This window comes from Actinosynnema sp. NPDC020468 (assembly GCF_040642015.1).
Classification (GTDB): Bacteria; Actinomycetota; Actinomycetes; order Mycobacteriales; family Pseudonocardiaceae; genus Actinosynnema.
This window is the reverse complement of record NZ_JBFAEO010000004.1, coordinates 112,117-132,343: the sequence shown is the minus strand read 5'-3', so window position 1 is coordinate 132,343 and position 20,227 is coordinate 112,117. Positions and strand designations below refer to the sequence as shown.

Here is a 20,227-nt window from a genome sequence, read left to right as displayed (position 1 = left end):
CCTCGGTAGCGCCGACGGGTTCCTCCGTTCGGCGCATCGGGGGCCCGTGCGTGCACGGGGAGTCGCGGGGGAAGATGGTGCACGTGTCCGAGCCGAAGCCGTTGAACCCGACCGAGCAGGACGCGCTGGTCAAGCAGATCGGCTTGACGCTGATGCGCGCCGCGCCGGACGACTGGGCGCACGTCACCGCCGAGTACCGCGCGACAGGGCGGTACTCGGAGTTGTCCGCCGAGGTCCGCTCGTCCGACGGGTCGCTGCGCGCGTGGCACCCGCCCCAGGAGGTGGGCGGGCTGTTCGCGCGCCTGCGCACCGGGATGTACCGGGAGGGCCGCGGCAGCTGGTCCAACGCCCGCTACCAGCTCGACCACCCGTCCAGCTACAACCTCGACTTCGACCGCGCCGAGCCGTCGTGGCAGTCGCCACCGCCGCCGCAGGCGTACGTGGACGAGATGCGGATGTTCCCGCGCAACGAGGAGAACGTCCCCGACTGGCTGCGCCGCAGGCTCGCGTCCGCGCCGCGGTTCCGCACCACCCGGGTGTTCGACGGCGCGGGACCGGGCGGTCGGCCGTCGGTCAACCGGCCGCCGGTGCCCGAGCCCGACCGGGAGCTGCTGCTGGGCTACCTGGACCGCGCGCCGGTGGTGATCGCCGGGCGCGGGTTCGACGCGGACGTGCTGCACGACGACACGCCGTCGGTGGTGCCGGTCGCGTTCCAGACCGACGGCGTGTGGATCTGGCCCGCCGCGGTGGCCTACTACCTGCGCACCTACGGCGTGCCGCCGGAGGCGGAGCTGGTCGAGCGGGCGCGGTCGCAGGACTTCGTGCTGCCCGACGTGGCCGAGGAGGCCCGGGTCGCGGCCGCCTCGTCGTTGGGCGCGCCCGCCGCGCCGCGCGACACCCCGCTGCCGCGGCCGAACGTGGTCGTGGCGCCGATCGAGGTGCCGGGTGACGAGCGCCCGGCCGACGTGGGCGCGACGGTCGCCGCGCCGCTGCCGGTGCGGTCGGAGCCCGTACGGTCCGAGCAGCGGTCGGAGCCGGTCGAGGCCGAGCCGCCGGTGGGTCCCCCTCCCGTGAACGGTCCGCCCTACCGGGTGACGTTCGACGAGGACGGTCCGGTGATCGACGAGCGGTACCGGCGCGAGACGTACGTCGAAGGCATGAACCTGTTCGCTCCGGCGGAGTACGAGCGGGAGCGGGAGCTGAACGACACCCAGGCGTGGAGCCCGTTCGCCGACGACGAGGACGACGCCGTGCCCGAGGCGGTCGAGCCGGTCGCCGAGGACGGTCCGGACCTGGCCGAGCCCGCGGTGCCGGTGGTGGCGGCCGAGCCGGAGCCCGAGCCCGCGGCCGAGCCGCCGGCGGTGGAGCCGGAGCTGGACGACACGACGGAGTTCGAGGTCGACCGGGACCGGATGCGCGCCGAGACCGACTCGGAGCGCACCCAGTACGCGGAGCCGCCGTTCAACGGCACGCCGTACGTCGGGCAGCCGACCCAGCAGTACCCGGCGCCGCCGCCGCTGCGCGGGCTGGAGGAGGACGAGGAGCGCGAGCTGGCCGGTGCCCGCCGGGCGCTGGAGGACCTGGACGTGCCGGCCGAGGCGTACCGCTTCGGCGAGCCCGCCGAGCACACGTGGGTGCTGCGGCCCGACGGCGCGGACTGGGAGGTGGCGTGGCACGAGCAGGGCACGCACAACCCGGTGCGGTTCGAGCGCCTGGACGACGCGGCGGCCTACCTGATCGGCAAGCTCGTGCTGACCGGTCACCGCGAGCCGCGCCGCGCGGCGCCGGGGTTCCGCCCGTCGCCGCAGCCGGAGACGGGCACGCCCGACTACGCGGCCGACCCGGAGTTCGCGCGGTCGCCCGAGCACGCCCACCCCGAGCACGAGCACGAGCACGGACTCGCGGACCACGGTCTCGCCGAGCCCGAACCGGAGCAGTCGGAGCACGCCCAGGTCGAGCACGGCAGGTCCGAGCACGCGCTGCCCGAGCACGGTCGGTCGGAGCACGCCGGGTTCGAGCCCGCGCACGCGGCGGAGTCGGCGCACGCGGCCGAGCCGGAGCGGGTCGAGGTCGCCGACCAGGGTCGTTCCGCCGAGCAGGCCCGGGCGGACCACCTGGCCGACCGCACGTTCGGCGCGCCGGAACCCGCGCCGACCGCGTTCGGCGCGGAGCCGTTCGAGACGCCGGAGCACCAGTCGTTCGCGCCCGCCGAGCAGTTCGCCGCGCCCGAGCAGCAGACGCAGGCGTTCGGCGGCGGGGAACGGTTCGCCGCCCAGGAGCCGCAGTTCGCCGCGCCCGAGCAGGTGGACCGGGCCTTCGGGCACGAGCCGCCCGCCGAGCGCCCGTTCGGCCAGGAGGCACCGCCGGAACGCGTGTTCGGCCAGGAGAGCCGCCCGGAACGGCCGTTCGGCCAGGAAGCGCCGCCGGAACGCCCCTTCGGCCAGGAACCGCCGCCCGAGCGGGTGTTCGGCCAGGAGCCCGGCCACTCCTTCGCGGAGCCGACGCCGGACGTGCCGGAACGCCGTCCGGAGCAGGCGCCGGACCGCGGGTTCACCGCGCCGGACCGCGGGTTCGGCGAGCACCCCGGCCAGTTCGGCGCGCCGGTGCGGCCGGCGCAGGACCGTCCCGCACCGGGTGACCGGTTCGGCGCGGACCGCGGGTTCAACGGGCACGACCGCCAGTTCGGCGGCCCGGACCGCCCGGCCGAGCACCAGTTCACCGGCCAGGACCGGCCCGCGGACCCGCGTCCGTTCACCGGTCCGGGCGAGCACCAGGGTCGGGAGCCGTTCACGCCGCCGCAGTTCGGCGGGGCGAACCGGGCGTTCGGCGAGCACGAGGGCGCGCCGACCCAGTTCGGCGGGCGACCGCCGGAGCGCCCCGTCGAGCAGCGCGCGCCGGAGCAGCGGGGCGCCGACCAGCGCGGTGCCGACCAGCGCTCGCCCGAGCAGCGGCCGGTCGAGCAGCGCGGTGAGCGTGCCGCCGACCAGTCGGGCGGCGACAAGACGCCGCGGTCGTGGCCGATCAACCCGCTCGGCGGTGAGCCGCCGCTGACGTTGTTCCGGCACAAGAAGATGGTGGAACTGCCCGCCGGCATGGAGATCGACCGGTTCGGCGACGGTTCGGGCAACCTCGTCTACGCCGCCGGGACGCCGTTCCAGCAGCGCTCGCTGGTGCCGTCGTGGATCAACCGGCCGTACCGGGTGTACCGGTTGCGGCGGCAGGTCGAGGTGTTGACGGGCGTCGCGGTGCCGTGGTTCGAGCAGCCCGGCGGCGGTACGGCCTACCTGATGCCGAAGTCGATCGACGACATGCTCGCCGACGGCGTCCTGGTGGAGGTCGCAAACCAGGAGGCGCCGACGCACTGACGTCGGCCGGGCTGCGGGTCTACCCGACCCGCAGCCCGTGCGCGGCGGCGAACGCGACGGCGGTGTCCAGGTCGACCCGGGCCCCGGTGAGCGTGGCGGCGACGAGCGAGTTCGCGTCCAGCCGCGCGCCGCGCAGGTCCGCGCCGGTGAGGTTCGCCTCGCGCAGCCGGGCGCCGGTGAGGTCGGCGTCGCGCAGCGTGGCGTCCTTGAGGTTCGCGCCCTCCAGGTTGGCCTCGCGCAGCCGCGCGCCGGTCAGGTCGATCTTCGGCACCCGGGCGCCGGTCCAGCCGACGAGCGTGAGATCGGTCTCGGTGAGGTGGATCGGGCGCATCGAGCACTCCACGAACATCGAGCCGAGCAGGGTGCACGAGTCGAACGTCGCGCCGTTGAGCACGGCGCGGTCGAACTTGCACGAGCGGAACGCCGAAGCGCGGTGTTTCGAGTCGCCGAGGTCCGTGCGGTCGAACGTGCAGTCGGTGAAGGTGCAGTTCACGGTTTCCATCCCGCGCATGTCGGCCTCGGTGAAGTCGGCGCCCACGAACGCCTTGCCCTCCCACCGCTGCCCGAAGAGCACCGCGTCGGCGTAGTCCAGGTTGTCCACTGTCACACCTTGTCATCGTTCGCCAGTTGGTAACCTCCGACCTGCCGGACAACCCAGTCCGGTGCGCGGTCCCGGAGCAGAGACCGCCGCTGACAGGTCGTCAGCCTGCCTAGTGGTTGTTACCCGGTGACTGAAGCCCAGTTCGTCATTCGGGAAGGCTCATGACCCGCACGCCCGTGAACGTCACCGTCACCGGTGCGGCCGGCCAGATCGGCTACGCACTGCTGTTCCGCATCGCCTCCGGCCACCTGCTGGGCGCCGACGTCCCCGTCCGCCTGCGTCTGCTCGAGATCCCGCAGGCGGTCAAGGCCGCCGAGGGCACCGCGATGGAGCTGGACGACTGCGCTTTCCCGCTGTTGACCGGCATCGACATCACCGACGACGCGAAGACCGCGTTCGACGGCGTGAACGTGGCGCTGCTCGTCGGCGCCCGGCCGCGGACCAAGGGCATGGAGCGCGGCGACCTGCTGTCCGCCAACGGCGGCATCTTCAAGCCGCAGGGTGAGGCGATCAACGCGGGCGCGGCCGAGGACGTGCGCGTGCTGGTCGTCGGCAACCCGGCCAACACCAACGCGCTGATCGCGCAGTCGCACGCGCCGGACGTGCCGGCCGAGCGGTTCACCGCGATGACGCGGCTGGACCACAACCGGGCGCTGTCGCAGCTGGCGAAGAAGCTCGGCGTGACGGTGAACGAGATCAAGAAGCTGACCATCTGGGGCAACCACTCGGCCACCCAGTACCCGGACCTGTTCCACGCCGAGGTCGGCGGTCGCAACGCGGCCGAGGTCGTGAACGACCAGCAGTGGCTGGAGAACGACTTCATCCCGACCGTGGCGAAGCGCGGCGCGGCGATCATCGAGGCCCGCGGCGCCTCGTCGGCGGCGTCGGCGGCGAACGCGGCGATCGACCACATCCACGACTGGGTGAACGGCACCGCCGAGGGTGACTGGGTGTCGATGGCGATCCCGTCGGACGGCTCGTACGGCGTCCCGGAGGGCCTGATCTCCTCGTTCCCGGTGACGGTGACGGACGGCAAGTACAGTATCGTCCAGGGTCTGGAGATCGACGACTTCTCCCGCGCCCGCATCGACGCCTCGGTCGCCGAACTGACCGAGGAGCGCGACGCGGTCCAGGCCCTCGGCCTGATCTGACCCCAGCTGTTCCCACGTCCCCTTGTCGGATCGTTCAACAATCCGACAAGGGGACGTTCCTATTTGCCCACACCCCACGCCCGCGGTAAGCCGCCTGCCGCCCGCCGCCCGCCGCGTACGGTCAGCCGCCCGCCGTCGTCCGCCCTGACGCCTGTCGCCTGTCGCCTGTCGCCTGCGGTCAGCCGTCCCCTGTCGCCTCGTCACCCCCGTCGCCCGCCATCGCGTCCTGTCGCCCGCCGGCGGCCGGCAGCCATCGCGGGCAGTCGCCGGCAGGCAGTCGGCGACCTGCCGACGGGTGCACCCGCTCTCGCCATGGACCCATCCGAGCGCAGGCCTATCGCCTCTGCCCGAAGTCCTCCACGCGCGCCCTGTCGCCTCGCCCGCCTGTAAGGCCCACGCGCACCTGTGTCTTGCTGCCTGAGGCCCCCGCACTCCTACTGCCTCGCCTGCATCGAGCGCCCACGCGCATCTGCCGCCTTGCCCTCGCCTCAAGATCCCGCGCGCATCTGTCGCCTTGCCCCGCCTCGGGATCCCGCGCATCTGTCGCCTTGGTCCGCCCAAGTCCCGCGCGCATCTGGCGCGATGCCCGCCTCAAGGTCCGCGCGCACCTGCCGCTTGCCGGACCTCTTGTCCGCAGATCGCCCGGCCCATCTGCCCGAAGTCTGCCGGGCTGGCCGTCGCCCGTCGCCCGCCGGTGGCTACTGCCTGTCGCCCGCCGACGGCTGATTGGCGCTCCCCGCTCGCCGCCCAGTCCGCGTCAGCCTTCTGGTCCCCGCCCGCTGTTTGCTGCTCGAGTCAGTCCGCTGCTGCCCTGCCTCCTGCCTCCTGCCTCCTGCCTGCTGGTCGCCGTCGGGCTTCGGGGGCTTCGCGTGCTTGAGTGTTGAGTTGTTCAACGATGTGCGTGGGGGATTGTCGGATTGTGGTGTTGTGGGATTGTTGAACGATTCTAACGAGAGCGCGGGGCATGGCAGGGTGGGTGGCGTGACCAAGAACCAGTGGCCTGTTCCGGTTCCCGTGTTGCCTGTCGACGTCCATCCCGCGTTGAGCGCCACGGCGGTGGCGGCGGCGCGGGCTTATCAGGAGGCGCGGCAGTTGCACACGCGGCGCGAGTTGCGGGAGGAGGTGGGGCAGGGGGCGGACGGGACGCCGACGATGCGGGTCGACGCGATCGTCGAGGGGGCGATCGCCGAGGCGGCCAAGCGGGCCGGGGTCAACCTGTTGTCCGAGGAGGCCGGGTTTCTCGACCACGGGTCGGCCGTCACGTTGTGCGTCGATCCCGTCGACGGGTCCGCGAACGCGGCGCTCGGGGTGCCCCTGTCCTGCTTCGCGGGCGCCGTGGTGGTGGACGATCAGCCGGTCGAGGCGCTCACCGTCTGGTTCGACACCGGGCGGTCGTGGTGGGCGCGCGCCGGGCAGTCCACGCCGTTCCGGACGTCCGGGCGCACGACCCTCGCCGGCGCCTCGATCTGCCTCATGCGCCCCAAGCGCGGCACCGAGGAGGCCTGGGCTCGGGTGGCCGGGGTCGCCGACCGGATCCGGGTCCTGTGCACGTCCTGCCTGGAGACGATGCTGGTCGCGGAGGGGTCGGTCGACGCCTTCGCCGACGTCGGTTCCGACACGCACCGGCTGATGGACCTCATCGCCGCGCTCGTCACCGTCCCGGCGGCCGGCGGCGTGCTGCTCGACCTCCACGGCCGTCCGCTGACGTTCGACCTCGACCTGTCCCGCCGCTGGTCCGGCATCGCGGCGGCGACGCCCGAACTGGGTGACGAGTTGATCGCCACCGTTCTCGGCTAGGGGACAATTCCGCTCACGGCCGCACGCCCGACCGGAACCCGACCGGGCTCACGACCCGGCTTGCGCGGCGCGGTACCACTCGGCGGTCCGGGCGATCGCCTCGGCGTGCGGCGTCACGTCGAACGGCCCGAACGCCTTCAGGAACGCCGAGTGGTCCACCACCCACGGCTTGGCCCGCTGGTGCGCCAACTCGCCCATCCCGCGCAGCCGCTTGTCGACCAACGCACCCAGCGTCACGGTCACCGAAGGCAACCGCATCACCTTCCCGGGTCTCCCCAGCACGGTGCCCGCCAGCGCCGCGAACTCACGCACCGTCACCACGGGTGCGGCCGGTGTGTGCCACACCCCGCCGTTCGCCGCCGCCGAGTCGCCGAGCACGACCTGCGCCCGCGCCGTGTCGCCCAGGAACGCGAACGTCTGCGGCACGTCCACCGACGCGAACCACATCGCGCCACGCCCGGTCGCCATCGGCTTCAGCACCAGCTCACCCGGCAACGACCCGACCCCACCCGGCCCGTAGTAGTCGCTGGACCGCCCGATCGCGAACGGCACCCCCGCCTCCCGGATCCGCCGCCCCAACGCGCTCCGCAGCTTCTCCTTCGGCCCGACCGGCCGCTCCGGCATCGTCTCGACCAGCGGCGTCGACACGGGCCCGTAGGCGTACAGGTTGTCCGCGAACACCAGCTTCGCCCCGGCCTCCCGGGCCGCGAACACCGCGTTGTCCACCAACGTGGGCAGTGTTGTCACCCAGTCGGTGTAAGGCACGTTGGCGGCCAGGTGCACCACCGTCGCGCCCCGGACCGCGCGCACCGCGGCGTCCCGGTCGAGCAGGTCCGCCCGCACGTCCTCGGCGCCCTCGGGCACCCCGCCGGACCGCGTCACGCCCCGCACCTCGCGCCCGGCCTCGACCAACTGCCGGGTGATCTCCCGCCCGATTCCCCGCCCCGCGCCCAGCACCACGACCGTCACGACCGAACACCTCCGAAGTAACAAGCTCTCGCTGTGGTAACAACCTCTAACACAAGTTAGAGTTTGTCAAGGAGGTGCGGCGTTGACCACCAGGCGTGAGCGGTACCGCGAGGAAACCCGGGACGAGGCCAAGCGCATCGCCCTGGAGCAACTGGCCGAGCACGGCCTGGAAGGCGTGTCGGTGAACGCGATCGCCAAGCGCATGGGCGTGACGGGACCGGCGCTCTACCGCTACTTCAAGGGTCGCGACGACCTGCTGGACGCGCTGATCCGCGACGCGTGGAACGACCTCGGCCAGGCCATGGAGGACTGCGCGGACCGCGCCCGGTCGATGTCCGCGAAGGACCGCGTGCGCGAATTCGGCGAGGAGTTCCGCGCGTGGGCGCTGGCCCAGCCGCACCGGTACCTGCTGCTGTTCGGCACGCCGGTGCCCGGCTACCACGCGCCGGAGGACACCATCATGGCCGCGCACCGCACGACGAGCGCGTTCCTGGGCATGCTGGACGCGCCGGGTGGCACCACCGGGCAGGAGTCCACATTGGATCGTCAGCTGGTGGGGTGGGCGCGGTCGCGCGGCGAGGGCGACGTGGCCCCCGCCGTGCTCATGTCGGCCGTCCGGGCGTTCACCAGGCTGCACGGCGTGCTCAGCCTGGAGGTGTCCGGACAATTCGGGCCGATGGGGTTCGACCCGGCGCTGCTCTACCGCGCCGAGCTGGATTCCCTCATCGACGACTGACGAGGCAGGATCGGTCGCTCCGGGTGCTCGACGGCGCTGTCCGGGCCTGGGTAGACCAGCCCTTCGTGGCCGTCGAGGAAGCGGACCAGGTACGGCGGCGCACCTTCCGAGCCGCGCACCTCGAGGATTTCACCGATGTTCTCGGCGAGCCCCACGGTGCGGCTGTGGACGTGCAACCGGTCGCCTATAGCAGCGTGCATCTGCAACACCTCCGGTGCGTCCCAGCGTAGGACGCCTCCGAAGGTATCGACAGCCTGGCATTTCCGCTCATCGATCACCCACGGCCGGGCGTCAGCCGCACGCGTTCGACAGCGTGGACACGGTGTCCAGCTTGGCCTGCGTCCAGGTCGCGATCGACGCCGGGCTGAGGTCGTCCAGGGTCACCTTGGACATCTTGTCCGACACGCCCTGGATCGCGTCCCGCAGCGTGGTGTCGGCGGCCTTGTTCGCGAGCGCGTCCAGTTCCTCGGCCTTCTTCTTGGTCTCCTCGACCGCCTTGGCCGGGTCGGTCGCGTCCGGCGTGAAACCGGCGAGCTTCAACGCGTCGATGCACAGCGTCGCCTTGTCCGCGGCCTGGCCGACCTGGTTCGCGGTGTCCGACGCCTGCTGCACGGCCTCGCAGCCCGACACCGCCCCGACGAGACCCAGGGCCAAGACGATGGTGGCGACCGGACGACCTGCGCGCATGGCGACTCTCCTGGGGGATCGGGTGGTGTCTGTTTCGTCCGACTCTACCGACGCGCGTAAAGGCGCCGCACCACATCGTCGATCTCCGGTTCCCCGATCACCAGGTCGTGCACCTCGGCCCGGGCCGCAACGGCCGAGATCAGGGCCGCCGCGGTGGTTTCGGTGCGGCGGAACGTGAGGTGCTGCCGCAGCCCGCCCGCCTCGACCCGCGCGGCCACCACGCCGGGCAGGTCGTCCAGCGGTGCGGCCGGTTTCTCCAGGTCCACCACGAGCACCCGGTCCGGCGCGACCTCGTCGCGCAGGACGTCCAGCGGCCCGTCGGCGAGGACCGTGCCGCGGTCGATGACCACCAGTCGCGGGCACAGCCGCTCGATGTCGTCCAGGTCGTGCGTGGTGAGCAGCAACGTGGTGCCGCGCGCGGTGTTCAGCTCGGCGAGGAACTCGCGCAGGCGTTCCTTGGACTCCAGGTCCAGGCCGATGGTCGGCTCGTCCAGGACCAGCAGTTCCGGTCCGTGCAACAGGGACGCGGTGACCTCGCCGCGCATTCGTTGGCCCAGCGAGAGTTGCCGCACAGGGGTGTCCAGGAACGGCTCCAGGTCGAGGAGTCCGACGCACTCGGCGAGCCTGCGGGCGTGGTCGGCGGCGGGCACCCGGTAGATCGCGCGCAGCAGGTCGAAGCTGTCCCGCAGCGGCAGGTCCCACCAGAGTTGGCTGCGCTGGCCGAAGACGACGCCGATGCGGCGGGCCAGGTCCTTGCGCGCGCGGGACGGGTCGAGGCCGGACACCCGGACGTGGCCGGAGGTCGGCACCAGGATCCCGGTGAGCATCTTGATGGTGGTGGACTTGCCGGCGCCGTTCGGTCCGACGTAGCCGACGGCTTCGCCCGCCCGCACGTCGAAGCTGACGCCCTCGACCGCGGTGACGGTGTGCTTCTCGCGGCGGAACCGGCCGGTTTTCCTGGTGACGGTGAACTCGCGGCGCAGGTCGCGTACCTCGATCATGATCCGGTCCCCCGGTAGTGACGGACGGCGAACCGCCACACCAGGCCCGCCACGAGGGCGGCCGCGGCGGCGACGAGAGGGGAGATCCAGCCCAGGAAAGCGGGGCCGCCCAACGGGTCCGGGCGGTTCAGCAGGGCCAGGCTCGGGTAGTAGGCGACGAACGCGCCGGGGACGACGAACGCCATGAACCCGCGCAGCCAGGCGTCGTAGACGTTGACCGGGTAGGCGGTGAAGGCGTTGCTGCCGTAGGTGACCATGTTCGCCAGTTCGCGGCCCTCGATCAGCCAGAACGTGACGGAGCCCGCCGTCACCCAGACCGATCCGAAGATCACCGCGCCGGCCAGTGGCGCGACGACGGCGAGCGCGGCGGTCCACGGTGACCACGCGATGTCGTTGTGGGACAAGGCGTAGACCATCAGGCCGACGCCGGCGACGATGCGGCCCAGGCGGCGCAGGGCGATGTCGGAGGTCATGATCTGCGGGAGGGTGCCGAGCGGGCGCAGGAGCAGGACGTCGAACGTGCCGGTGCGGATGTGCCGGGAGAGGTTGTCCAGCTGGCCCGCGCAGAGGTCCGCGATCCCGAAACCCGTGCCGGCGATGGCGTAGATCAGGACGACCTCGTGGACGGAGAAGCCGCCGAGGGCGTCGACCTTGCCGAACAGCACCAGGATCAGGGCCAGTTCGACGAACTGGTTCAGCACCTGGCCCGCGATCTCCAGGGCGAACGAGCCGCGGTAGGCCATCTGCGAACGCACCCTGGCGCGGATGATCCTGGGGTAGACGCGGTCAGCCACCCTGCACCACGACCTTCCGGACGGCCCTGGTCAGGGTGAGGTGGCAGAGGGCGAGCAGTGCCGCGGCCCAGAACGCCTGGTGCGCCAGGGTTGTCCATTGTGGACCGTGCTCGAGGAAGACGTCGATGGGTGACTGGATCATGGAGGGAAAAGGTGTGCTCGCGAGTGCGGTCTGCGCCCAGGTCGGGAAGAAGGCGATCGGGACGCCCATGCCGCAGAGCAGGAGGCTGGTGACGTTGTAGCAGCTCACGATGCCGCGGTTGTCCAGGAGCCAGAAGGTGGAGGCGTTGAGCAGGAAGCGGATGCCGAAGCTGACCGTGTCGGCGAGGAGGAGGCTGAGTGCGAACAGGGGCCAGGTCGTGGGTTCGGGCCAGGGGAACGGGAAGAAGATCGCGCCGAACGCGACGGGTGGGGCGAGGCGGGCGAGGAGCGTGTAGCCGGCGCGACCGAGGTCCTCGGCGTAGAGCGCGAAGGTGAGGTGCCAGGGGCGGTAGAGGTCGACCACGACGTCACCGGACCTGATCCGCTCGGCGAGCGCGGTGTCGCCCCAGAGCAGGGTGAAGGCCATGATTCCCTGGCCGAGCCACACGTAGGCCCCGACGTCCGCCACGTCGTACCCGGCCACCACCCCTGCGCCGCCGACGGCCGTGCTGAGGATGGCGAACCTGAGCAGCCCGAACACGACGTTCGTGGCCAAGCCGGCGAACATCGCCTGTCGGTAGGTGGAGAAGCGCCGGAACCCGGCCAACGCGAGACGGCCGTAGGCGCGCACGTCTTCCAACCCTAGGCACCCCCACAACCACTTTTCGCCTAGCCGCTCACCCCGATCGTCCACTTGTAGAGTCGTTCAACAACCCCACAATCCTCACATCCTCGCCACCCGCACACCCTGCTGTAGAGGCTCACTTCGTCGCGCTCGACGGAGGGGGACCGCCGGCCGACACCGAAAGACCCGCACCCAACCTGCCTGGGGATCGCAAACCCCAGGCGCCACCGGACAACCGGGCCGCGCCGCCAAGCGCGCCCCCGACCGCAGCGCTTCCTCGCCGGCCCGCCGCCGCCCACGACTACCGCCGCCGCTGCTGGCCTGCCCGCCGCCGCCCACCGCTGCCCGCGACCGCGGCCGCCCGCCGCCTACCGCCGCCCGCCGCACTGTCGCCGCCGGACTGCCGTCGGTCGCCCAGTTGCCCAGCCGCCCAGCCGCCCGCCGCCTAGCCGTCAGCCGTCAGCCGTCAGCCGGACTCTTCGGCTGGCCGGCTGTTCGGCGCCCGCCCGTCGTGATCGCGGCCGGTTGTCGCCATCGCGGCTGCTGCCGGTGGTTTTGGTGGTGGTGTTGCCAATCGCGATCGCCACCTGTCTCGGTGCCGTTGCGTGCGTTTCTGCTGCCATCGCTGTCCGTCGCCGCGCTTCACTGCCGCGTTTCGCGGTTCGGGTGGCGATTCGTTTCGCGGTTGGTCTTCGTGGCGGTTGTGGGATTGTGGGATGACTCTACGAGAGGATTGAAGGATTGTTGAACGATTCTAAGGTTCTACCAGGGTGGGTCAGCGGGGGGCGGCTAGGACGCCGGTGAGGAGGCCGGGATAGAGAGCGTCCAGGTCGTCGCGTCTCAGGTGGCTGATCCGGGAGGTGCCTTTCGGGCGGACCCAGATGACGCCGGCTTCGCGGAGGGTGCGGACGTGGTGGGTCAGGGTCGAGGCGGTGATGCCCAGTTCCAGCAGGCCGCACGACATGCCCTCGGCGTGGGTCGCCAGTTCGCGGACGATGCGCAGGCGCACCGGGTCCGCCAGGGCGTGCAGCACGTCCGCGATCCGGATCTCGTCGCGGGCGGGGTGGGCCAGAACCGTCATAACGCCCATCCTACGAGATGCGTCGAAATTTGATGAGTCTCGTAGTACGGTACTCATCGAAACAGTACCCGACTGGGGGAATCGACATGTCTGCCCGCACCTACCTGCTGGCCGCCGGGGCGTTCGCCATCGGCACCAGTGGGTACATCGTGTCCGGCGTACTGCCCGCGGTGAGCGAGGAACTGCACGTCTCGCACGCCACGGCGGGCCAGTTGCTGACCGCGTTCGCCATCGCCTACGCGATCTCCTCCCCGCTGCTCGCCGCCGCCACCGGCCGGTGGGAGCGCCGCACGCTGCTCGTCACCGCCCTCGGCGTCTCCGCGCTCGGCAACGCACTGGCCGCACTCGCCCCCAACTACCCGCTGCTGCTCGCCGCCCGGGTGGTCAGCGCCCTCGGCGCGGCCGTCTACACCCCGGGCGCCACCCTCGTCGCGACCGTCCTCACCCCGCCGGAGCACCGCGGTCGCGCGGTCGCGCTGGTGTTCGGCGGGCTCACGTTCTCGCTGGTGTTCGGGGTGCCGGCGGGCAACCTGCTCGGCGGGCCGCTCGGCTACCAGGGCGTGTTCGCGCTGATCGCGGTCGTCACGGCGATCGCCGCGGTGGCCGTCCGGCTGTGGCTGCCGAGGGTCGACGCGCCGCCGGCCGTGGCACTGCGCGACCGGTTCGCGCCCGCCGCCGACAAGCGCGTGCTGATGGTCCTGGCGCTGACCGTGCTCGCGTGCCTGTCCGTGTTCGCGGTGTTCAACTTCATCGCGCCGCTGCTCGCCGAAACCGCGCACGCGTCCGGCGCGGTGATCAGCGCGCTGCTCGTCGCGTACGGCCTCGGCGGCGCCGTGGGCAACTGGGCGGCCGGCCGGCTGTCCGACCGGTACGACACGCGGAAGCTGCTGGTCGTGCTGTTCAGCGGGTTCACCGTGGTGCTCGCGACGTTGCCGCTGACCACCGTGACGCCGGTCAGCGCCGGGATCGCGCTGTTCGTGTGGGGCGCGTTGACGTGGTCGGCGAACCCGCCCATCCAGAGCTGGCTGATCGAACTGGCGCCGGCCAACAGCGGTCTGCTGCTGTCGCTGAACGCGTCCGCGATCTACCTGGGCGTCGGGCTGTCCGGCGTGTTCGGCGGGCTGGTGATCAGCTGGGTGGGTCTGCTGCCGTTGCCGCCGATCGCGGCGTTGTTGGCGGTCGTCGCCCTGGTGCTGCTGGTGTTCGCGCTCAAGCCGCAGGAGCCCGCTGGCGGTTCCTCGGACGACGGGCCTCAGGACGAGCCGAACGCGCTGGTCGTCGTCTCGCCGCCCTCGGCGGGCGCGGCCATGCAGTAGAAGAAGTTGCGGTCGCCCTCCGCGAAGCCGACGGCGGTGATCTCCCAGCCGGTGGTGTCCACGTTCGGTCGGGTGTTGGCCTTCATCGCCGCGGTGGTGCAGACGCCGACGACCTCGGTGGACGTGGCGAGGGCGTCGGCGTCGACCTTGGGCACCGGTCCGGACAGCCAGCCGCCCGCGAACGCCTCCCAGTAGTGCTCGGTGGCGCAGTCCGGTGCGCGCCGGGCGGTGGCCGCGGTGCCGCCGATGGTGGTGATGCCGTGGAAGCACGACGGTTCGGCCACGCAGTACGCCGGTCCGCACGCCTTGAGCCGCGGCGGTGGCAGGTCGTCGGCCGGCTGGTCGACCTGCCTGGTGGTGGACTGGCCGGCCGCCGTGTTCGTGCCCTTCTTCTTCTCCCGCAACACGAACCACCAGCCGCCGACCGCGGTGACGGCGACCAGCAGCACGACCGCGAGCACGATCGGCAGCGGGTTGCGCCTGCGGACCGGCTGCGAGGCGTACTGGGGTGGCGGGCCGGAGTGGTAGGGATTCGGCGGGGCGGAATAGTGACCCTGCTGGGGGACCTGCGGGGGCGCGGAATAGTGACCCTGCGGGGGGAACGGTCGGGACTGGGTGGGTGCCGGCAGCGCGTTCGGCACGGCCGGCGCGACGATCGGGGCGAGCGGTTGGGCCGGGGTCGGCAACGCCGCGACCCCGCTCAGCTCGTCGCGCAGCCGGGCGGCCGACGGGGTGCGGTGGGAGACCTCGGGTTGGAGGCCGCGCACCAGGACGGCGTGCAGCTCGGCGGGCACTCCCGCGACCGGCGGCACCGGTGACCGCAGCACCTCGCCGAGGTGGTCGAACGAGTCGATCGGCCACGGCACGGGGCGCGGCGGTTTGCCGGCGAGGAGGTCGTACAGGGTCGCGGCCAGCGCGTACACATCGGCGGCCGGGGTCGGCTGGGCCATCGCGAACGCCTCGGGCGGCGCGTAGGACGGGCTCAGCGCGTCCCGCGTCACGGTCGAGCTGCCCTCGGCGTCGAGCAGCGCGGCCAACCCGAAGTCCGCGAGCTTCGCCGTGCCGTACCGGTCGAGCAGGATGTTGCCGGGCTTGATGTCGCGGTGCAGCACCCCTTCCGCGTGCGCGGCGGCGAGGGCGTCCGCGAGCTGGACCCCGAGCTGCCGCACCCGTTCCGCGGGCAGCGGACCGTCGCGGCGGATGAGGTCGGCCAGCGAGCCGCCGGCGCACAGTTCCATCACCAGGTAGGGCGTGCCCGACGGGGTGAAGTCGGCGTCGTGCACCGACACGACGTGCGGGTGCCCGGACAACCGCGCCGCGGCGTGCGCCTCGCGCAGGAACCGCCGCCGGTCGCGCTCGGTCTGGAGCACGCGGTTGTCGATCTTGACGGCGACCTCGCGGTTGAGCTGGACCTGGCGCGCGCGGTAAACCGTCGCGAACCCGCCCTGCCCCAACGGCGTGAGATCGGTGAGCCCAGGCAAGTGCACGACGGCGACTCTAACCCGAACGGGTCACCTGCCGAGGTCAGGTCGGGGAGTGCCCGGCGCTACTTCTTGGCGGCGGCTTTCGCGGCCTTCTTGAACGCCCGGACCTCCTGCAACGTGCCTTCGTCCACGACGTCGGCGACACTGCGCCGGGACCCGTCCTCGCCGTACGCCCCGGCCGCCGCGCGCCACCCCTCGGGCTGCACGTCGAACTGCTTTCCCAGCAGCGCGAGGAAGATCTTCGCCTTCTGCTCGCCGAACCCGGGCAACCCGAGCAGTCGTTTGAGCACGACCTTCGCGTCACCGTCGGCCCAGATCCGCGTGACGTCACCGTCGTACTGCTCCACCACGGCGGCGGCCAGGTCCTGCACCCGCCTGCCCATCGACCCGGGGAACCGGTGCACGGCGGGGGGTGTGGCCATGACGGTCGCGAACGCCTCGGCGTCGGTCGAGGCGAGGAGCGAGGGCGTGAACCCGCCGAGCCGGTCGGAGATCACCTTCGGCCCGCTGAACGCCTTCTCCATGGGGATCTGCTGGTCGAGCAGCATGCCGGTGAGCAGCGCGAACATGTCGTCGGCCAGCAGCTCGTCGGCCTCGGGGTTCTGGGCCAGGCACACCTTGCGCGTCATGCGCGACATGGTGGCACGACGGGTCGTGGAGCGCTGTGACGAGGCGGCGCGCTGCCGACCGGTCAGGCATGGCAAGGCTGTGTGCCACGGTATGGGCCGGATCGACTTCGAAGAGGCGACGTCGCTGTTCCCGACAGGCGCGTACATCGGCAACCTGGCACGCGGCTGACGTGCGTAAATCGGTTGAATTAGACGTCGGAAGCGTTGCAGGTCTCGGGAAATTTCGCATACGCGATTCTGCGGATGAGTTCCACTCTTGAGTGGAGCCGGCCGAGACTTCCCTGATCGGCTCCGCCCGCGAAATTCCGGTATATCCGGTACGAGCTCTGCGTAAAGCAAGTGGTACAAAAAGAGTGGTGTACGCAATTTTCTTGAAGGGTTTGTGGCGCCCGGAAAATGTGGTAGCGTACGGCGTGGAGGGCAAGCCGAATTGGAATGACTGCCTGTTCGGCGTTTGCGACTCCGGCAGGGGTGACGCCGAGCTGCCACTCGGCGTCACCCCTGTGGTTACTATGGGCGCTCTACCGGAGTCGGCGTCGACTCGCCCTTGCGGAATGCGATCAGTTTTCTGGATTCCCCGTTCATCCAGTCGTTCCACGCCTTGATGTAGATCGCGATGTGCTCGCGCGCGTTCATACGTCGACGACCTGCCTGTGCGCGACCATTGACGAAGAAGTTCCTAAATGCGAGCCTCGGGTCTCCGAGATCGAGATTTGCGCCCGTCAGGACTCCGGAGAACCACTCGGTGGCGTCGACATTCGGCGCGGCGCGTTCGGTCAGGTAGATCGCGGTTGCGCATGCCGAGGCGATGATGCCGGTGTTGGTGGAGAGGGGGCGCGCCCTTCGGACGCAGTCGTGCATGCCGGGGTGAGTCCGGAGCAGTTCGAGGATCTGTTCGTTTGTCGTCCTCGTCCGACCTCCGCTCCAGCTGCCGATGTCTTTGGGGAGCGTCTCGTACATGTGCAGGTACCGTAGCGCTGCGGCGAGGTGGTTCGTGTCCTGTGCTCCGGTGAGTTGAAGAGCGTCGCTTGCACTTCTCTTCTTTCCGGTGTCCACCACGCTGAACGTGTCGCGCTGTACTCCTCTGACCACCAGCATGGGTACGGCTTTGCCGGATTTGACCACTGCGGCCAGTCGGTGCTGGCCGTCCAGCAGCACGCCACGGTGGTCCACCGCGATGCCCTGGTGGGAGAGCTTCCATTCCCCTCGGTTCATGGCGCTCGCGTACAACTCGACCGTGTGCCGATCAAGTCGGCGATTTTCGATATTGCGTCCCAGGATCTCGGATGCAACCTCGGGGGTCAGTACGTACACGCCGGAAATGATCTCCTCGTCTCCGGACAGAAATTTGAGTTCACGTCCTTCGAGGGACGGAAAGTTTGTTGCCAATGTGTTTCCTTCTATTCATGGGGTTATAGCCGAATCGCTGGTCGTGCGGATGACTGCCTGTCGGCGAAGGAACGCTACCACAGCTAGAGCACGTCGAATGCGTCCCTGCGCTCCATGGGTGGGCTGCGTGTCCACAATTTTGCGGATTGGGTCATCTGGTCGACCACTTCTAGCATCGGGTTTAAGTCGCGCGATATGCATCAATGCGGTGATTGTTGTGTGTGCAATAAAGTGTGTTCGGTGCGTAAAAGGGCAGCTCGGCTGCCTGTCCTATGCGGTATCGGCGGGTTGGACAAGGCGACGAGGGCCGGCGACTGTGTGTCCCGGATGTCGATGTATGCGAAATCTCCCCGAAGGGGCATGAGTCGGCGCGAAGCGCGGTGTCCGGGTCGCGTGTACCTCAGACGTGAGGTTGGTTGAACCCGAAAGAGTGACAGGGTGGTCCCTGCTCGAGATCGATTCAGGGGCGCGTCGCGAGGCCGCCGCCAGGTGCCTTCCGATGTGGAAGGTGGATTTGGCGGCCTTGATGCCGAGAGGGCGAGTTTTGCCGAAGCCCTCATCGTGGAGGCGGGAGATGGCGAGATGCTGTCGCCGTTCGCGGCTACTCCGCGTCGGAACCGGGTTTGTGCTTGATCGGGACGACCTGGTCCAGCAGCAGGCGGTAGGCCTCGCGGTCGACGGTGGCCGGGTCCTCGGACAGCCAGTCGCCCATTTCCGCGACGAACTGCATCGGGGTCATCGGGGGGATCAGGACGTCCGGTTCCTCCGCCGTCACCTCGCCCGCGCGGCTCGGGTGGAGGATCAGGACGGCTCGGATGTCCAACCAGGGCAACAGCTTCCGGTACACGGCCAGGCTTCGCGGCAGTCTCGTGCCGCCGCCGCGGAACGGGTGGCCGTTGCGCCACAGGGTGCCGTCGTCCTCGGCGTCGTAGTGGCCGGGCAGCCAGGACTTCGACTCGATCAGCACGAGCCGCCGGCCGCACAGGACGGCGTGGTCCACGTCGGCGAAGACGCTGCCCGGCCAGGCCAGGCCGTGGAAGACGCGGGCGCCCGGGAGGCGGGTCAGGTACTGGGAGAGGACGTCCGCGGTCAGGATTTCGCAGTGGCGGTCGTCGGTGGTGCCGTGGACGCGGGCGGTGTCGACGTCGGCGGTGAAGCGGCGGTCCGCGCGCAGGGCCGTGAGGTGGCGGCGGACCAGGCGGAACGTGGCGAACGCGGCGGCCGCGACGACCAGGAGCCAGAGGCCCAGTGCCAGCGGGGAGAAGTCGATCACCGTCAGCGCCACGACGAGGAGGAACCAGCCGAGCACGGCGGCCAGGGCCGGTGCGTGGCCGGGACCGGCGGCCGGGGTGTAGCGGACGCGTTGGGCGACGTCGACCAGGTGCCACCACGGCACGTCGCCGAGGTCGACGCGCGGCTTCGGGGGTACGAAGTCCGGATCCTCCCCGAAGTTCCGCAACCGGCCCGTGCGACCGGTTCTCGGTCTCGTCGGGCCGGACGGCGACGCGGGTCTGGTGAACGACCAGCCGCGATCGTAGTCGCGCCGCCGGGCGGGGTCGCGGAGGGTGTCGTACGCCTCCTGGATCATCCGGAACGTCCCGGAGGAGCCGCCCGCGTCGGGGTGCATGACCTTCGCCAGGGAGCGGTAGGCGGATTTGATCTCCGCCGTGGACGCGTTGCGGCCCACTCCGAGGAGTTCGTAGTAGTCGACCCCGCGCACCCGGCAGACCTTAGCGGCACTGTCCGCCGGCTGTCGGCCATGGCTAGTGTTGTCGTGGCTAGGGTGGTGTTCGGGAGCCAGGTAGCGCAGTGGTTGTCGCGCCCCCATTCGTGTGGGGGAGGACGTCGGTTCGAATCCGACCCGGCTCGCCAGGGACCTGCAGCGGCTGTTGCCCACGTGCCTCCGGCGCGCGGGCAGCCGGTTCGACTCCGGCCTGGTCCGCTTCTTTTGGCATGCTCGTGCCCGTGCTGGAACGAGTGCGGGCGCTGTGCCTCGGGTTGCCCGAGGCGACGGAGAAGGTGAGCCACGGGGAACCGGCGTGGTTCGCGGGTCGGATGTTCGCGATGTACGCCGACCACCACCACGACGACCGCGTGGCGGTCTGGCTCGCGGCCGGGCCCGGCGTGCAGGAGGCGTTGGTGGCGGACGCCTCCTACTTCCGACCGCCGTACGTGGGCCACCGCGGCTGGGTCGGCGCGTACCTGGACGTGCCGGTGGACGAGGCCGTGCTGGGCGAACTGGTGGCGGACGCCTACCGCTGCGTGGCGTCGAAGAGGCTGGTGGCGTTGTTGGACGCGCGCGAGGGCTGACCGGCCGCGCGGTTTCGGACAGCCACCGCCACAGCGTCGTGGCGTTCGACTCCCTGGTGAGTTCGGCCGGCGTGCGCACGGACTCGGGCGCGGGCGCCACCTCGGCCCGGGGCGTCCGGTCGGATCGAGTTGCCGAGCCCGCGGGGAGCTT

Annotated in this window: 19 protein-coding genes and 1 tRNA gene; 8 read left to right on the top strand and 12 right to left on the bottom strand. The window is 70.9% G+C overall.

All coding sequences use genetic code 11. The features are described 5' to 3' along the window. Positions 1–83 precede the first annotated feature (83 nt). Entirely contained in the window at positions 84–3,365 is a 3,282-nt protein-coding gene (locus AB0G50_RS05415) for a glycohydrolase toxin TNT-related protein (RefSeq protein WP_360102544.1), read from the top strand. Between the two features lie 19 nt (positions 3,366–3,384). Here AB0G50_RS05415 and AB0G50_RS05410 read toward each other — a convergent pair whose 3' ends face one another. Continuing rightward, complete coding sequence (locus tag AB0G50_RS05410; protein ID WP_360102542.1) at positions 3,385–3,966, bottom strand: pentapeptide repeat-containing protein; 582 nt, start codon at positions 3,964–3,966, stop codon at positions 3,385–3,387. Between the two features lie 161 nt (positions 3,967–4,127). Between AB0G50_RS05410 and AB0G50_RS05405 the strand changes: the two genes are divergently transcribed. Together AB0G50_RS05405 and AB0G50_RS05400 are read left to right on the top strand one after the other, a co-directional pair. Beyond that, complete coding sequence (locus AB0G50_RS05405) at positions 4,128–5,117, top strand: malate dehydrogenase (RefSeq protein WP_360102540.1); 990 nt, start codon at positions 4,128–4,130, stop codon at positions 5,115–5,117. Between the two features lie 981 nt (positions 5,118–6,098). Continuing rightward, positions 6,099–6,914: an inositol monophosphatase family protein gene (locus AB0G50_RS05400; protein ID WP_360102538.1), complete on the top strand. Its 816-nt coding sequence runs from the start codon at positions 6,099–6,101 to the stop codon at positions 6,912–6,914. Positions 6,915–6,962: 48 nt separating this feature from the next. Here AB0G50_RS05400 and AB0G50_RS05395 read toward each other — a convergent pair whose 3' ends face one another. Next, positions 6,963–7,883 (bottom strand): NAD-dependent epimerase/dehydratase family protein, encoded by a 921-nt coding sequence (locus tag AB0G50_RS05395; protein WP_360102536.1) that lies wholly within the window; start codon positions 7,881–7,883, stop codon positions 6,963–6,965. 82 nt (positions 7,884–7,965) lie between these two features. On the opposite strand from AB0G50_RS05395, the gene AB0G50_RS05390 reads away from it, so the two are divergent. Further along, positions 7,966–8,619: a TetR/AcrR family transcriptional regulator gene (locus AB0G50_RS05390; RefSeq protein ID WP_360102534.1), complete on the top strand. Its 654-nt coding sequence runs from the start codon at positions 7,966–7,968 to the stop codon at positions 8,617–8,619. On the opposite strand, the gene AB0G50_RS05385 is transcribed toward AB0G50_RS05390, so the two are convergent. The 6 genes from AB0G50_RS05385 to AB0G50_RS05360 all read right to left on the bottom strand — a co-directional run bounded on the left by AB0G50_RS05385 (position 8,583) and on the right by AB0G50_RS05360 (position 12,948). Beyond that, the gene (locus tag AB0G50_RS05385) at positions 8,583–8,819 is read right to left on the bottom strand and encodes a DUF1918 domain-containing protein (RefSeq protein ID WP_360102532.1); all 237 of its coding nucleotides are present in this window, start codon (positions 8,817–8,819) and stop codon (positions 8,583–8,585) included. The two genes, AB0G50_RS05390 and AB0G50_RS05385, sit on opposite strands and share 37 nt — an antisense overlap. 91 nt (positions 8,820–8,910) lie before the next feature. Beyond that, positions 8,911–9,306, bottom strand: a complete 396-nt coding sequence (locus AB0G50_RS05380; protein WP_360102530.1) for a bacteriophage spanin2 family protein — start codon at positions 9,304–9,306, stop codon at positions 8,911–8,913. A 44-nt stretch (positions 9,307–9,350) separates the two neighbouring features. Continuing rightward, positions 9,351–10,307 carry an ATP-binding cassette domain-containing protein gene (locus AB0G50_RS05375; protein ID WP_360102528.1) on the bottom strand — a complete coding sequence of 319 codons (957 nt, stop codon included), beginning with the start codon at positions 10,305–10,307 and terminating at the stop codon, positions 9,351–9,353. After that, positions 10,304–11,101 (bottom strand): ABC-2 family transporter protein, encoded by a 798-nt coding sequence (locus tag AB0G50_RS05370; protein ID WP_360102526.1) that lies wholly within the window; start codon positions 11,099–11,101, stop codon positions 10,304–10,306. The genes AB0G50_RS05375 and AB0G50_RS05370 overlap by 4 nt, the downstream gene beginning before the upstream one ends. Beyond that, complete coding sequence (locus tag AB0G50_RS05365) at positions 11,094–11,873, bottom strand: ABC-2 family transporter protein (protein WP_360102524.1); 780 nt, start codon at positions 11,871–11,873, stop codon at positions 11,094–11,096. The genes AB0G50_RS05370 and AB0G50_RS05365 overlap by 8 nt, the downstream gene beginning before the upstream one ends. A 769-nt stretch (positions 11,874–12,642) precedes the next feature. Continuing rightward, positions 12,643–12,948 (bottom strand): helix-turn-helix domain-containing protein, encoded by a 306-nt coding sequence (locus AB0G50_RS05360; RefSeq protein ID WP_360102522.1) that lies wholly within the window; start codon positions 12,946–12,948, stop codon positions 12,643–12,645. Between the two features lie 86 nt (positions 12,949–13,034). Here AB0G50_RS05360 and AB0G50_RS05355 point away from each other — a divergent pair, with 86 nt between their 5' ends. Then, positions 13,035–14,264 (top strand): MFS transporter, encoded by a 1,230-nt coding sequence (locus tag AB0G50_RS05355; protein WP_360102520.1) that lies wholly within the window; start codon positions 13,035–13,037, stop codon positions 14,262–14,264. Here AB0G50_RS05355 and AB0G50_RS05350 read toward each other — a convergent pair. Then, on the bottom strand, positions 14,201–15,751 hold the full coding sequence (locus AB0G50_RS05350; protein ID WP_360102518.1) for a protein kinase: 1,551 nt from the start codon (positions 15,749–15,751) through the stop codon (positions 14,201–14,203). The genes AB0G50_RS05355 and AB0G50_RS05350 overlap by 64 nt on opposite strands. A gap of 59 nt (positions 15,752–15,810) precedes the next feature. Continuing rightward, on the bottom strand, positions 15,811–16,377 hold the full coding sequence (locus AB0G50_RS05345) for an HhH-GPD-type base excision DNA repair protein (protein WP_360102516.1): 567 nt from the start codon (positions 16,375–16,377) through the stop codon (positions 15,811–15,813). Between AB0G50_RS05345 and AB0G50_RS05340 the strand changes: the two genes are divergently transcribed. Beyond that, the gene (locus AB0G50_RS05340) at positions 16,376–16,546 is read left to right on the top strand and encodes a hypothetical protein (protein ID WP_360102514.1); all 171 of its coding nucleotides are present in this window, start codon (positions 16,376–16,378) and stop codon (positions 16,544–16,546) included. The two genes, AB0G50_RS05345 and AB0G50_RS05340, sit on opposite strands and share 2 nt — an antisense overlap. A gap of 341 nt (positions 16,547–16,887) precedes the next feature. On the opposite strand, the gene AB0G50_RS05335 is transcribed toward AB0G50_RS05340, so the two are convergent. Then, positions 16,888–17,691, bottom strand: a complete 804-nt coding sequence (locus AB0G50_RS05335) for a hypothetical protein (protein WP_360102512.1) — start codon at positions 17,689–17,691, stop codon at positions 16,888–16,890. A gap of 676 nt (positions 17,692–18,367) precedes the next feature. Next, positions 18,368–19,486: a DnaJ domain-containing protein gene (locus AB0G50_RS05330; RefSeq protein ID WP_360102510.1), complete on the bottom strand. Its 1,119-nt coding sequence runs from the start codon at positions 19,484–19,486 to the stop codon at positions 18,368–18,370. A gap of 74 nt (positions 19,487–19,560) precedes the next feature. On the opposite strand from AB0G50_RS05330, the gene AB0G50_RS05325 reads away from it, so the two are divergent. After that, positions 19,561–19,638: transfer RNA gene (locus AB0G50_RS05325), tRNA-Arg, on the top strand. Positions 19,639–19,719: 81 nt separating this feature from the next. Then, on the top strand, positions 19,720–20,076 hold the full coding sequence (locus tag AB0G50_RS05320; RefSeq protein WP_360102508.1) for an MmcQ/YjbR family DNA-binding protein: 357 nt from the start codon (positions 19,720–19,722) through the stop codon (positions 20,074–20,076). Positions 20,077–20,227 lie beyond the last annotated feature (151 nt).

Bases quoted from the DNA above. Each gene is read 5' to 3' on its own strand.
- AB0G50_RS05405 (WP_360102540.1), top strand. From the start codon at position 4,128: ATGACCCGCACGCCCGTGAACGTCACCGTCACCGGTGCGGCCGGCCAG.
- AB0G50_RS05385 (WP_360102532.1), bottom strand. From the start codon at position 8,819: ATGCACGCTGCTATAGGCGACCGGTTGCACGTCCACAGCCGCACCGTG.
- AB0G50_RS05380 (WP_360102530.1), bottom strand. From the start codon at position 9,306: ATGCGCGCAGGTCGTCCGGTCGCCACCATCGTCTTGGCCCTGGGTCTC.
- AB0G50_RS05375 (WP_360102528.1), bottom strand. From the start codon at position 10,307: ATGATCGAGGTACGCGACCTGCGCCGCGAGTTCACCGTCACCAGGAAA.
- AB0G50_RS05360 (WP_360102522.1), bottom strand. From the start codon at position 12,948: ATGACGGTTCTGGCCCACCCCGCCCGCGACGAGATCCGGATCGCGGAC.
- AB0G50_RS05355 (WP_360102520.1), top strand. From the start codon at position 13,035: ATGTCTGCCCGCACCTACCTGCTGGCCGCCGGGGCGTTCGCCATCGGC.
- AB0G50_RS05340 (WP_360102514.1), top strand. From the start codon at position 16,376: ATGCGCGACATGGTGGCACGACGGGTCGTGGAGCGCTGTGACGAGGCG.
- AB0G50_RS05345 (WP_360102516.1), bottom strand. From the start codon at position 16,377: ATGACGCGCAAGGTGTGCCTGGCCCAGAACCCCGAGGCCGACGAGCTG.
- AB0G50_RS05320 (WP_360102508.1), top strand. From the start codon at position 19,720: ATGCTCGTGCCCGTGCTGGAACGAGTGCGGGCGCTGTGCCTCGGGTTG.